General features: G+C 42.1%; 10 protein-coding genes and 2 tRNA genes. 2 read left to right on the top strand and 10 right to left on the bottom strand.

The annotated features are described in order from the left end of the window. Nucleotides 1-21 precede the first annotated feature (21 nt). From HXT58_RS01280 to HXT58_RS01265, 4 genes are all read right to left on the bottom strand, one after another. Entirely contained in the window at nucleotides 22-960 is a 939-nt protein-coding gene (locus HXT58_RS01280; protein ID WP_415693658.1) for an RluA family pseudouridine synthase, read from the bottom strand. Continuing rightward, complete coding sequence (locus HXT58_RS01275) at nucleotides 953-1,447, bottom strand: signal peptidase II (protein ID WP_004107349.1); 495 nt, start codon at nucleotides 1,445-1,447, stop codon at nucleotides 953-955. Before HXT58_RS01275 ends, HXT58_RS01280 begins: the two co-directional genes overlap by 8 nt. A gap of 96 nt (nucleotides 1,448-1,543) precedes the next feature. Further along, entirely contained in the window at nucleotides 1,544-2,872 is a 1,329-nt protein-coding gene (locus HXT58_RS01270) for a DivIVA domain-containing protein (RefSeq protein ID WP_004107347.1), read from the bottom strand. A gap of 152 nt (nucleotides 2,873-3,024) precedes the next feature. After that, entirely contained in the window at nucleotides 3,025-3,234 is a 210-nt protein-coding gene (locus HXT58_RS01265) for a YggT family protein (RefSeq protein WP_421775655.1), read from the bottom strand. 242 nt (nucleotides 3,235-3,476) lie between these two features. Here HXT58_RS01265 and galE point away from each other — a divergent pair, with 242 nt between their 5' ends. Then, nucleotides 3,477-4,487 (top strand): UDP-glucose 4-epimerase GalE, encoded by a 1,011-nt coding sequence (gene galE / locus HXT58_RS01260; protein ID WP_101886115.1) that lies wholly within the window; start codon nucleotides 3,477-3,479, stop codon nucleotides 4,485-4,487. Between the two features lie 49 nt (nucleotides 4,488-4,536). On the opposite strand, the gene HXT58_RS01255 is transcribed toward galE, so the two are convergent. From HXT58_RS01255 to nrdD, 6 genes are all read right to left on the bottom strand, one after another. Continuing rightward, nucleotides 4,537-4,609, bottom strand: a tRNA-Phe gene (locus HXT58_RS01255). Nucleotides 4,610-4,652: 43 nt separating this feature from the next. Next, nucleotides 4,653-4,726: transfer RNA gene (locus tag HXT58_RS01250), tRNA-Asp, on the bottom strand. A gap of 102 nt (nucleotides 4,727-4,828) precedes the next feature. After that, nucleotides 4,829-6,880, bottom strand: a complete 2,052-nt coding sequence (locus HXT58_RS01245; RefSeq protein ID WP_004107341.1) for an ABC transporter ATP-binding protein — start codon at nucleotides 6,878-6,880, stop codon at nucleotides 4,829-4,831. 2 nt (nucleotides 6,881-6,882) lie between these two features. Beyond that, nucleotides 6,883-8,733, bottom strand: a complete 1,851-nt coding sequence (locus HXT58_RS01240; protein WP_101892127.1) for an ABC transporter ATP-binding protein — start codon at nucleotides 8,731-8,733, stop codon at nucleotides 6,883-6,885. An 860-nt stretch (nucleotides 8,734-9,593) separates the two neighbouring features. Then, complete coding sequence (nrdG, locus tag HXT58_RS01235) at nucleotides 9,594-10,301, bottom strand: anaerobic ribonucleoside-triphosphate reductase activating protein (RefSeq protein WP_082851874.1); 708 nt, start codon at nucleotides 10,299-10,301, stop codon at nucleotides 9,594-9,596. Nucleotides 10,302-10,521: 220 nt separating this feature from the next. Next, nucleotides 10,522-12,939 carry an anaerobic ribonucleoside-triphosphate reductase gene (nrdD, locus tag HXT58_RS01230; protein ID WP_004118729.1) on the bottom strand — a complete coding sequence of 806 codons (2,418 nt, stop codon included), beginning with the start codon at nucleotides 12,937-12,939 and terminating at the stop codon, nucleotides 10,522-10,524. 269 nt (nucleotides 12,940-13,208) lie between these two features. On the opposite strand from nrdD, the gene HXT58_RS01225 reads away from it, so the two are divergent. Next, nucleotides 13,209-13,631, top strand: coding sequence for a DUF3052 domain-containing protein (locus HXT58_RS01225; RefSeq protein WP_004107331.1), 423 nt, complete (start codon nucleotides 13,209-13,211; stop codon nucleotides 13,629-13,631). Nucleotides 13,632-14,044 lie beyond the last annotated feature (413 nt).

Raw genomic sequence — 14,044 nt, 5'->3', positions numbered from 1 at the left:
GACTGAAAAAATGCAAAAACGTTACTTTAATAATGCTCGCATAGCTTCTAACGCGTGTTGCAAATCAAGAGGATAATGCGACTTAACAGTCACTGATTTACCCGTGCGCGGATGCGTAAAAGTAAGTTCCATAGAATGCAACCATTGACGTTGCAACCCAAGTTTTTGAGCCAAAACTGGGTTCGCTCCATACATTGAATCCCCAACCAAAGGATGACCTATAGACGAAAAATGGACGCGTATTTGATGCGTACGACCAGTTTCCAAATTAACGCTTGCTAACGTTGCTTGACCAAAACGCTCAAGCACATCCCAGTGTGTAACAGCAGGCTTGCCGTCCGAAGTAATAGTAAAACGAAAATCAGATACTTTTGCGCGACCTATAGGAGCCTCAATAGTAGCTTTATCTTGCGCTAAATCTCCTTGAACAAGCGCATGATACGTTTTTTTAACGATATGCTTTGCAAACTGATTTTTCATTGCTTCATAGGCAAAGTCTGTTTTGCAAACTAGCATTAATCCGCTTGTTCCAACGTCTAATCTGCTTACGATTCCTTTGCGCGATTCGTCGCACAGCGTTGTTTTTATATCTATTCCAGCAGCTTCTAGGCATTCTGGAACTGTCGGCCCGCTCCATCCTTTTGCTGCGTGAGAGGCAACTCCAACAGGCTTATCTATTACAACAACATCGTCGTCGCTGTAAATGATTGGAATATTACATACAGAAGATTTATTATTCCGCTCTTCTTTTCGTTCTGTACTTTCTTTTTGATCAACAACAATCGTATCTCCATCTTGTAAAATGGAGGATTTTTGTGATTTTCTACCTAAGATTTTCGCTTGGTTACGCTCAATAAGAGATATCGCATTTGCACGCGAAACTCCCATTAGCTTTGATAAGCAAACGTCAAATCTGCAGCCGGAAAATTGGCTTGTAACTTTAAAGCAAATATCACTCATCGGCATGCTCTAAAAGAGGAATCCCAATCAAAATAAGGCATACAACTGCGATTCCTGCAAACATAAGCTCAATATCCGCAACGTTCCCAACAGACCAACCGTAGTTTATAAAATCTACGACTTTGCCATTCAAAAAACCTTGAGCATATTGCGCTCTATCAATGAGGTTTCCAAAAGCTCCAGCAAACGCTAGAGCAAACGCAATAGTCCAATACAAAGATTTTGTGTGCTTAATAGCCGCTATCATGGCACCACAAGCAGCACAAGCTAATACGCTAATAACCCATGTAAAAGAAGAACCTAAGCCAAATGATGCTCCAGGATTTCGTACAAGAGTTAAAGAAAGCAAGTGCGGCACAAGCTCAATGTTTTTCCCGTCACTAAGCGTCGACAAAGCCCAGAGTTTTGTTATGCGATCTAGCACAACACCAATAAAAACAATCAGTGCAAAAACGGCTACGCGAGTACGTAGCCGTTTCACACGCACATCTCTATGCGTCAATATTTATCCGATCTTTAGTAATTCAAATAGTATCGGTGCAGTGCGCAACATTTTAAAATATCAGTTACGCACTGCTAAAAACTACTCTTGCTTACCAGATTCCTCACCCTGCTTCTGACCTAATCCAGCATAGGTATTTTCATCAGAAACTTGAGCAACCAATTGACCAAGGAAATCAGTCAAGCGAGTACGATATTCAGTTTCAAACTGCTTGAGGCTCTGAATATTCCCTTCAATAACTTGAGTTTGCTTCTCAAGATTCTCACGTACCTGACGAGCATATGCATCAGCAGCTGTACGAGTTGTAGAATCATAGTCTGCAGCACGATGCTGTACTTCAGCCTCATACTGGTCAGCTTGATCGTGCGTCTGCTTAGAGTAATCATCAGCAGCTTGACGAACCTTACCAGAGTAAGCATCAGCTTCATTGTGAGCACGAGCAGCATAAGAATCAGCATCGCTGCGAGTACGAGTAGAGTAATCGTCAGCATCAGCATGAGTCTGTTTGCTGTACTCTTCAGCTTCAGAACGAGTACGTGCAGAATATTCATCCGCCTTAGCAACAGTTTCATTATAACGAGCTTGGCTTTCTTCAACAATTTGCTGAGCCTTAGCCTTGCCCTTATCTACATATTGATCATGCAATTGCATAGCAAGAGTCAACATTGCAGTTGCACGTTCTGGCTCAGAACCTTGTGCTTCTGCACCAGCACCAGCAATCTTTTGCAAGCTACCTGTTTCAGTATTTGGCTCCATCTTAGCAACCTGCTTTCGAAGCTGCTCTTCACGTTGACGGGACTCTTCCAATTGCTTGGAAAGTTCCTCAATCTTAGTGTTTTCTTGCTGAGTGACAACAAGCTGCTGACGAACAGTTTCAAGCTCGCGACCCAAGTTTTCGCTGCTTGCACGGAAGTCGTCACGCTCGCGAGTAACAGTTTCAAGCTCTTTTTGAACCTGCTTAGCATTGTCTGCTTGAGCAGTTTGAGCAGTCAACTGATCTACCTGTGCACCCAAACCATCTAACTGTTCCTTCAACTGCTGGTTTTGAGCAGTCAAAGCACGATTACTTTCTTCAGCTTCACGCAACTTAGTTGCAGTAGCTTCAAGTTGAGAAGCAGCTTCATTTGATTCACCCTGCTTCTTAGAAGCATTACGCAATGCCTCATTTTCTTTAGTTAAGGATTCTACCTTAGAAGTTAACTCAGCAATCTTCGTATTCAAACCCGCAACATCACGGCCAAGAGATTGCGTGGAAGCCCCTAGGCCCTGCACTGCCTGCTGACCGAGTGCTTCTATTGTTTCTGTAACCTGATCGAGAAACTCGTCGACCTCGTCAACGTCATAACCTCCCTTAAAACGTACAATTTGGAAGGTATGCTCTCGAATGTCCTTAGGCGTCAACAGAGTCATATGCTTTACACCTCGCTTTTTGGGCACAGCCCTTTGATATATATCTATTCGATGCTATCACGTCCGCAGAAAATTAGTGCGGTTAATACAAAAATTTATGTAACAAAACGCCGCTTTTATAAAAATTACGCGTTGAAAAAACGTAAACTCATCTATAACCAAATTTGAAGAACGTACAAAGCAAAATATAAAAGCATATAACTTACGTCAATACTAATATTTCCACAACGAGTTGGCGGAATAAACTTGCGCAATACGCGTAATGGCGGTTCTGTTGTGAAATAAATAATCCGTATTAGAAAATTAAAAACACCTCTAGGACGCATACGAGGAACAAGCACAAATAACCAATCTGCAACCATTCGAATAATCATTATTATCAAATAAGCGCGTATAATCACACGCAATATAGATAACGCAACAAATATCATTCGAACATCACCTTACAAAATAATACAACTGACACATTCAAGTTAAGCATACGCTGCAGAATCAAAATGCAAGAATAACAGATGCTATGCAACAGATGCATATCATTAAACTTCAGTTTTACGAGATATAATCTCACTGATTGTATTGATATTATTCAAAAGGAAGGTCGACAATGACTGTTCTCGTTACAGGTGGATGCGGATACATTGGAGCACACGTAGTTCACGCCTTACATGAAACAAAGCAAAATGTCGTCGTCGTTGACGATTTAAGCTACGGAAAGCCTACAAGAATTGAAGGCGCACGTCTTTATGGTATGGATATCTCTTCTCCTGATGCAGGAAAGCGACTTGCGCAAATCATGAAAGACGAGAATGTTGATGCTGTAATTCACTTTGCTGCTAGAAAGCAAGTTGGAGAATCCGTAGAAAAGCCACTTTGGTATTATCAACAGAATATTAACGGCATGCTTAATGTGCTTGAAGGCATGAAAGATAGCGGAGTTAAGAAGCTCGTATTTTCTTCTTCTGCAGCAACTTACGGCGTACCTCCTGTTGAAGTTGTACCAGAAGATGTTGTGCCAATGTTGCCAATTAACCCTTATGGTCAAACTAAGCTTTTTGGCGAGTGGATGGCACGTGCTTGCGAGCATACATATGGAATTCGCTTCTGTGCATTGCGTTACTTCAACGTAGCTGGATGTGGCCCGGTGGAATTGGAAGATCCTGCGATTTTGAACTTAATTCCTATGCTTCTTGACAGACTACAGCGAGGAAAAGCACCTGCTATTTTTGGCGACGACTACCCTACTGCTGATGGTACTTGCATTCGCGACTATATTCACGTCTCTGATTTAGCAGACGCGCATATTGCGGCACTCACGTATTTGGATCGCGACGAGCGCAAGTACGACGCTTTTAACGTAGGAACTGGCAAGGGTACGTCTGTGCGCGAAATTGTTGACGAAGTACGCAGAGTGACCGGTTTGCCATTTAAAGAAACTGTTCTTGATCGCAGAGCTGGAGATCCTCCACAGCTTATTGGCAGCACGAAGCGAATTAACGAAGAAATGGGATGGCATGCTCGCTACGACGTTAAGGATATCGTAGAATCTGCTTGGGCAGCTTGGCAGGCAAATCCTGAGCATCATATTGATGTTGATTCGTGGAAGCAGCTTGACTAGCGAATAAAACAAAACGCGCGGCACAAATCGTGTCGCGCGCTTTTTGTTGTGGCTCCGAGCGGGATCGATCCGCTGACCTAGCGATTTTCAGTCGCTCGCTCTACCAACTGAGCTACAGAGCCATGATGAATAAAAAACCCGGCGAACCGGGTATTCTACTAATCGCGACCCCGGCCGGACTTGAACCGGTGACCTCCGCCGTGACAGGGCGGCGCTCTAACCAACTGAGCTACGGGGCCGTGGCTTTGTTCTCTCGAACAGCCGAGTCACTATCTTACAGAATCCTTAGCAAAATGCAAGTGCCGCGCGTGTTCGGCGTGTTGCAGCACAAAATCAAGCTATTATTCAAGCTCAACAGCTCCAGTGCAAAGCTGATAATACTCCCCACGTTTTGCCAATAATTCCTCATGTGAACCGCGCTCAATAATGCGACCGTGATCCAGCACCATAATCACATCAGAATTGCGCACTGTAGACAGCCTGTGAGCGATTACAAATACAGTGCGCCCTTCCATCAAAGAATCCATTCCATGTTGAACTAATTCTTCAGTATGCGTGTCAATCGATGAAGTTGCTTCATCGAGAATTAACACAGGCGGATTTTCTACTGCAGCACGAGCAATAGAAATAAGCTGTTTCTGACCTTGAGAAAGCCCTTCACCACCATTGTTAAGCTGCGTATTGTATCCGTCAGGAAGATGAGAAATAAACGCGTCAGCATGAGCCAATTTTGCAGCTTGAATACAATCTTCGTCGCTAGCATCAAGATTTCCATAACGAATATTGTCCATTATTGTGCCTGTAAATAAATTCACATCTTGCAAAACAGTGCCAATAGCGTGGCGCAAATCCGTTTTGCAAATATCGCGCACGTCAATGCCATCATACAAAATTTGTCCATCATCAATGTCGTAAAAACGCGTAAGAAGGTTAGCAATAGTAGTTTTTCCAGCACCTGTAGCTCCAACAAGAGCAACTTTTTGACCAGGTTTTGCAAACCACGTAATATCGTGCAAAACTGGATGATTTTCTTTGTAACCAAACACAACATCCGTAAAACGCACGTCGCCTCGAAGCAAAGTATAGCGACCATCTTTAGAAGTGCGAGCATCTCGCTTTGCATGGCACACAATCTCTTGAGCCATTTCGCTTAAGTTTTGAGCGCGCTTTTTAGCTTTAGTGCCATTATCTTGTTTTGATCTTTTCCAAGCCCAATAAATATTGCTTCCTTCAGATTGTTCGTCTACTTCTTCAAGCACATCAAATGCTGATTTTTCTTCAAGATCTTCATCAGACTGAAGTACACGCACTTTAACTAATTGCACACTGCCAGAATCAAGTTCTGGCTTTTCATCAAGTAACTCAAAAATACGAGAAGCTCCTGCAAGAGCCATCATAAGTGCGTTAGCTTGCATTGTAATTTCGCCAATAGGGTTAATAAATGCGCGCGAAAGTGCCAGCAAAGATATAAGCGTACCCAATGTAAGAGTACTAGATCCAGATAATCCCAGCGTTGGCAGACCCACTGAAGCAGCCCACGCACCAAGTAAAGCAATTAATACATAAAGCAAATAGCTTGCATTACTAATAACAGGCATTACGTTATTTGCATAAGAATTCGCACTTGCAGAAATTTTTTGCACTTTTTCTATGCAATTATCTAATTTTTCAATAGAATCTGCTTCATGATTGAAAATTTTAATTACTTTGCTTCCAGTTGCAGATTCTTCAACAAACTCATTTAACTCGCCTAATGCATGCTGAAATTGTTCAAATAAACTGCCAGATTTCTTTAGCATAAAACGCACTAAATAAAGCAATATTGCAGTGAATATAGCTACAAAAACTGCAACCGGAAGCGATAAGCACATAATAGATATAAACGCTGCCAAAATTGACATTAGTGCAGAAAAAGAGTCAGGAAAAGCCCACGAAATTGCTTCACGAAGAACCTCAGTATCGTTTGTGTAACGGCTCATAATATCGCCATAACCTTGAGAATCTAAGTAACGCAATGAAAGCTTCTGCTGATGCTTAAACATAGAATCTCGCAAATCACGCATAACACTTTCAGATATATTCGCAACAAGCCTGCTCCAAAGCCAAGAACAAAACACGCCAACAACATAAACACTTGCCATCAGAATAATCATGCGAACAAGAGGCGTCCAATCCTGATTATGCTTACCGACAAGCGGAAGAATATACGAGTCGACAAGAGATTGCAAAAACATTGCGCTTGCAGCTTGCACGATTGCGCTAACTATTATTGATGCAATAATTACGCAAATTTTAACTCGATACACAAGCACATAAGAGGCAAGTCTGCTAAGAGTTTTCCAACTAATAGCTGAATCATTTTTAGAAGAGTGAGCCGTTTTATTCTTAGCCATTGTTATTTAGCTCCTTCTTCTTTAGTTGCGCTAGTTATGCGACTTTTTTCTTGAGAAACCGCCATATTTCTGTAAATTTCACAAGATTTAAATAATTCATCATGCGAACCGTTAGCAACAACACGACCATCTTTAAGAACAACAATAATATCCGCATGTTCGATTGAAGATATGCGCTGAGCAACGATAATTTGCGTAGAATCAGGCATAAACTTTTTCAAGCCATCGCGAATTTTACTATCCGTTTTCATATCAACCGCACTCATCGAGTCGTCGAGGATTAAAATTTTCGGCTTCCTCAAAAGTGCGCGCGCAATGCACAAACGCTGTCGCTGACCACCGGAAACATTCTTACCACCCTGGTCAATATGCGTATTGTAGCCGTCTGGTAAATCTTTAATAAACTCATCAGCACAAGCAATTTCGCAAGCTTGACGCAAATCATTATCGCTTGCTTCCGCCCTACCCCAGCGAAGATTTTCTGCAATTGTGCCACTAAACAAAATATTTTTTTGTAGAACAACACCAACTTCTTCACGCAAACTAGAAGAATCATAATCGCGAATATCTTTTCCGCCTACAAAAAGAGTGCCAGAAGTTACGTCATAAAGTCTTGCAATTAATTGCACTAAACTTGATTTTCCAGATCCCGTTGCACCAACAACGCCAACAGTTGCTCCAGAAGGAATAGATATATTTATATCATGTAAAATTTCCTGTTCTGCTGGAGTGGATTCATCTGTATTATCTGATTGAGGATAGCGTAGCGAAACATTTTCAAAACGCACAGAAGCGTCAGAAAGCTTTGTAAGTGGATGCTTGGAAACAACTTCAGTATTTCGAGATTGCAAAACATGTGAAATACGATGCATCGAAGCTCGAGCTGTTAACGACATTACAAAAACTGCAACTAAATTCGCTAAAGCAAACAAAATTTGCAAAGCATACACTACTAATGCAGCAAGATTTCCCGTTGTTAAACCAAAAGCAGGATTATTTCCTGAAGCCACAATTTCGTGCGAAGCCAACCACGCAATAAGCAGCATGCCAGAATAAAAACATAAGTTAAACAAAGGAATACTGCAATTTAACACATACTCAGCTTTAATAAAATAATCATAGATTTTATGCGAAATACGCGTAAAACGACTTATTTCATAATCAGAACGCACATAAGACTTTACGACGCGAATATTATGCAAATTCTCGCCAACTCTATTATTCATCTCGTCAATCATTCGATAAATTCGAGAAAATGCTGGAGCAACTATACTCGCACCAAAAGCGCCAATTGCACCAACAATAGGCACGAATGAAAGAAAAACCCACGAGATAGCAGGGCTAATTGAAAAAGTAAACCACCAAGCAGTGATGATAATCATAACGCTGCGAACACCAGAGCGAATAATCATTTGGTAAGCAAATTGCACATTTGACACATCGCTAGTCATACGCGTAACAACAGTGCCGCTAGAAAACTTATCTAAATCAGAAAAACTTAAACCTTGCAAGCGTGAAAACATGTTGTGGCGCAAATTTTTACCAAAACCAGCACTAGAATGCGCGCAGCAAATACCAGAAATAATGCCTGTAATCATTGCAATTGCAGCAAAAATGAGCAATTGCAAACCATAATATTGCACAGCTTCTTGGGAACGTGACATAATGCCAAAATCAATAAGATTTGACATTACTGTAGGGATCTCAATTTGCATAGCAGCTTCAACGAGAATAGTAACAACTGTTAAAACGCCAAGAAAACGGTACTTTTTTAAAGATAACAGAATCGTACGCAATGCGCGAGGAGGATTATTGCTAATTTTTCGTGAATTGTTCTTCGGCTTTTCTGCCATTGCATCCCTTCCCCTACATAACGTCATGTGTAGGTTTAATAATATCACTTCTTCAAATACATATTTGAATTATTGCGCATGGCGCATTTCCGTATTGAGTTACTTCATTACCAAATGCATAAATAGATGAATCTTTGACATAGTAGTATACAGACAAATCACATACGAAAAAGTGCTTCTACACATTCAAATTATAAACAACGATTGATTTCATCTTATAAAAAATTATATAATAAAAAAAATGTATATTCGCATGTATAAAGAGGTACTGTCATGAATATAAAAAAGCTATTAATAGAATACTTACTTGCTCAGTAGCATTATCCATGTCTTTTTTACTATCATTGCAAGTTCAAGCCAACACCCAAGAAGAAACTTATGAGTAACACAAAGATAGTTGGCGCTGTAGCACAGCAGAAAGGCATTCGTGTCGACTTGCAGTGAGAATTTCCACATTAATATCAACAATTATGTGAGGAACAATATGAACAGCAAACACATAGTTCTACTGCCAATAACGCTGCTTTGTTATATTTCGTCAGCTATTTATTTCTTTAAACAATTGAAGGACTTAAAAGACGATAACACTTGTATTAATACTGTTAGTCTCACCATTCAAGCATTCATCCTATTAATATTACTAATCTATCTTTTATATTTATGCAAAGAAAAAACATACCCAACTGTATATCGTTTAGTTACAGTATTTATGAGCATAGTTAGCATAATTCTTTTGACAGTTTGCAATACAGATGTTACTAGGTTAATTATATTTAGCTTAACATGTGTATATGTATGCATTCTTATAATCGTCCACAAACATTGTTAAATATATCGTATGAGTGGCGCATTCAATAGGATTACGAAGCATCACCTTCGCCTTGCGCGCGGTCTTTTCCGTAAATTGACGGAATAAAACGCTCCTGATCGTGAAGCTTTTCCCAGATTACAGGAGGATTTTGCGGATTTTCCAACGACTTTGGCACGTCAATAATTCGCTGATTACTAGAGCCGCGGAATTGCAGCAGCGAATCGTGCAAATCTTTCATATAACGGCCGTCAACAAGAATATCAATGTAACGTAGCAACTCAAGCTTATCAGGCGTCTCCCCTTTGCGCATAAGCTCTTCCCAAGTGTATCCAGTCCAACTCCAAATGTCTTTCGTATGACCAAATTCGCTTCTAATACGCTTGCAAAGAGGCAATAAAATGCCAGTATTAAGCAGCGGCTCGCCGCCAAGAAGCGTTAAACCTTGCACATAAGGCTGCGCCAAATCTTCCATGATTTGATCTTCAAGCTTTTGAGTATAAGGATGACCTGCGCGAAAATCCCAAATCGACTCGTTATAGCACTCAACGCAATGGAACGGGCAGCCGGAAACGTAAAGCGAACAACGAATCCCCTCGCCGTCAGTCATCAAAAAACGCTTGTAATCGGCGATCATCCCCTGGCTCATGCGCTCACTAGACCACTGTCCTGCGCGAGGGTTATTGGAAAGAGAGGTAGGAATCCACGGTCCACGATTCACGTCTGCAGGCGCAAAATCGTGCAAACTCATGCGAGCCATATCCAACCCCCTTCCAAACCGAATAAGCAACTAAAAAATAAACGACCAAATTTGCGAAAATAAAATAAATCCAGCCGTTAGAAAGTGCAATCACAAAACGCAATACATTTCTAACGGCCAGATTATCACCAAACAACAAACACAAGAAAAGCTATTTATTTAGCTAAATTATCTAGTCATACTTATTTTACTAAGTTTCAACATAGTAAATTAGCTAAGTTTATTTTGTTTCCTCATACCATTCACGAGACTCACCGTTGTTAAGAGTCACATGGCCAGTTTCGCCAGACATGTGCTTTACGCGGTGAGCGATTTCTTCGTGACGTCCGTGAACCATTGGGCGCTGAACAGGATTGCCCAAGTAGCCGCAAGTACGCTTAGTCACATTGCACTTATCTGGGTCGCTGTTGCCGCACTCCGGGCAACGGAAGCCTTCTTTAGTCGGCTCAAAATCGCCCTGGAATCCACAAACGAAGCAGTGATCGATTGGCGTATTCGTACCCAAGTAACCGATGCCAATCTTGTAAGCGTAATCCCAAACAGCTTCCAAAGCCTTAGGATTCGCCTGCAAGCATGGGAACTCGCAGTAGTTAATAAAGCCGCCGGAAGCAAGATACGGGAAGTCAACCTCGTAGCGAAGCTTCTCCATAGGAGTTGGCTGCAACCAAACCGGGTAATGGAAGGAATTAGTGTAGAAGTCGTGATCGGTAACGCCTTCAATGCGGCCGAACTTCTGACGATCCATACGGTTAAAGCGGTCAGTCAAAGACTCAGCAGGAGTTGAGTAAACAGAATAATGGTAGCCTTCAGCCTTTGACCACTGCTGGCAAAGCTTATTCATGCGGCGAACCAAAGAAAGCGCAAACTCCTTGCCTTCCTCATTCCAGCTGTGATCTTGCATCCAATCCTTGCCGAAGAACACTGCAGTAGTTTCGTACAAGCCAATGTAACCAAGCGAAACTGTAGCGCGCTCGTTACGGAACAGCTGATCCACACTTTCGTTAGCTTCCAAACGACCAAAAGCACCGTAACGGAATAGCGTTGGAGCGTTTACAGGAGTTGCTTGCTTGCAACGCATAATACGGAATCGCAAAGCTTGGTGAGCTACTTCCATACGCTCGTCAAAAAGCTTCCAGAAGCGAGTCACATCGCCGTGAGATTCAAGAGCAATACGTGGCATGTTAACAGTTACAACGCCAAGATTCATACGACCGTCTTCAACGTCCTTGCCGGTCTTTGGATCAATCCAACCCTGAAGGAATGAGCGGCAACCCATAGGAGCCTTGAAGGAGCCAGTAATCTTAATAATATTCTCGTAGAACACAACATCCGGATACATGCGCTTAGTAGAGCACTCAAGCGCAAGCTGCTTCAAATCGTAGTTCGGGTCGCCAGCGTCTGCGTTTACACCGTGCTTAATAGTAAACACAAGCTTAGGGAAGATTGCAGTATGACGATCTTTGCCGAGACCACGAATACGGTTAAGCAAAATAGCGCGCTGAATTTCGCGAGCAAACCAAGAAGTGCCCAAGCCAAAGCCAACAGTTACGAACGGAGTCTGACCGTTAGAAACACGGTTGGAATTAATTTGATATTCCATCGTTTGCATAGCGTCGTAAATAGCTTTACGCGTCATAATCTTTGCATAAACTTCACGAAGCTGATCAAGCTCACTCAAGTTTTCGTCAAAAGGAGTATCAGCAGGAAGTGGATCTCTGTCCAAGCAATGAAGATTCTTAGGCTCCTGAGCTTTTAGGCCGTCAATCATATCTTTTGCGACTTGAATTGGCGTGGAATCAGGAATCATAGCGTGCGCCATAGCAAGATTTTTGTCGTAATCGCACTTAGCATAAGGCTCAAGCATCTCGTCAGCGCGATTAACAGTCTGACCACCATATTGCGCTCCAGCAATATCCTTAATAATTTGCGTAACCTGAGTTGCAGCAGTACCAATAGACTTTGGGCTATCCATCATTGCGTTACCAAGAGCAAAGCCCTTAGCAAGCATATCGCCAAAATCAGGAAGCGAGCAGTTGCTCATGCAAGTAAATGGCGAATAATCAGCGTCGTGGAAGTGAATATCACCCTTCATATGAGCGTTAGAAACTGCGTGAGGAAGCATAGAGAACGCAGAAGCCTTGGAAACAGCGCCTGCAAGAAGATCGCGCTGAGTTGCATAAACATTGGAATCCTTATTTGCGTTTTCGCGAACAAGAGACTCATCACGATTTACAAGGCGGTTAACAGCCTCGTTGATATCGGTAGCTTTAGCGCGGTCGATATCTCGGTTCAGTCGGTAGCTCGTGTAGCAGCGAGCAACCTCGTAAAGATGATTCTCAATAAGACTGTGCTCAACCAAAGTCTGAATATCTTCGATTTTTGCTGGACCATTGTAACGATCCTGAATCTCAGCTTCAATATGATCTGAAATATCGCGAATCATCTGCTCTTCTTGCGGACCGACTTCCTTGCCTAAGTCCTTAAAAGCAGCCTTAATTGCCATAATGATATTCAGCGGATCAAAATCAACTACGCGACCATCGCGCTTTTCGACCTGCACACGAGAAACTGGAGCTTCAACTACATCATCCGTACAATTTTCTGCGCTTGTGACAGCAGTTTCTTCCAAAACCTGCATCGGTACAGACCTTTCTTAAACACTGTTCCTTCTAGCAAATTTTCTCGTTGCAAACATGGGAACTATTTCTAACGACTCGCTCTACTATAACCCAACTCATGCACAATATCTAGGGCAAGACGCAAAGATAACCACCTATATATAGTGATTTGTGTCATAATCGCGATTTTTGAGGCGTGTCCTGGTGTGTCGTAATTGATAAACAATAAATTACTTAATACACGCCGTCAAATGTGCGCACTTCGTGACGCTTTGATATATTGAATCACGTGGAACAGATAGCTTTTCAGCATGCACAGGAATTCGGATTCCAACCAGGAGACATTGTGCAACAATGGCTCTGGGATGACGATGTTGACGAAACAATTTGCGAAAGCATCGAGAAACTTACCGGCGAAGAGTTGGTAGATGAAGATTACGACGCTGCTGTTGATGGTGTGATTATTTGGTGGCGCGACGGCGACGATGAAGATGAGCTCGCGGACACCATTATGGATGCCACAAATATGCTTGACGATGACGCGCCTATGTGGGTTCTTACTCCAAAACCAGGTCGCGAAGGTTCCCCAAGTTCTAGCACAGTTCAATCTGCAGCAAAAACAGCTGGCATGAACGCAGCCACTCCGTTAACCGTAAGCGCTGACTGGAACGGCGTGCAACTGCGCGCATTTGGTAAAGGTCAATCTAAGTAGTATTTGCTAGTTGACGTAACTAGCTTAACCGACTATTGACTTGCGTAACTGCCTGGTTAACTGCTTATTTGCTTAATTGCTAGCTCGGCTTCTTGTTAAGTCGCTTATCGCTTGCTTATCGCTGGCTAACTTGCTGCTTACTTTTGTAGTATTGCTACTGTTTTTGTCAAAAACACCAAATCAGCCGATACTTTCGACAAAAAACAGGACAATTTTGTAAAAAACACATAATCATTTGCGAAATCGACAAAACGCACAAGAATAGCGCAAATAAAAGCGCGAGGAGAGAAATATGCAAGCCCCGCGCCACAACAGACAAGAAAACTAAAGCTGAAACAAATACCGGAAAAACACAGCATTTGTTTCTAAAGCTCACGATTGTTATGCAAAGCGAACAAACTTACGACCGTTAC

The organism is Gardnerella sp. KA01000, assembly GCF_049244035.1.
Taxonomy (GTDB): Bacteria; Actinomycetota; Actinomycetes; order Actinomycetales; family Bifidobacteriaceae; genus Bifidobacterium; species Bifidobacterium leopoldii.
The sequence above is the reverse complement of the archived record's forward strand: the minus strand, read 5'-3'. Positions and strand labels throughout refer to the sequence as shown.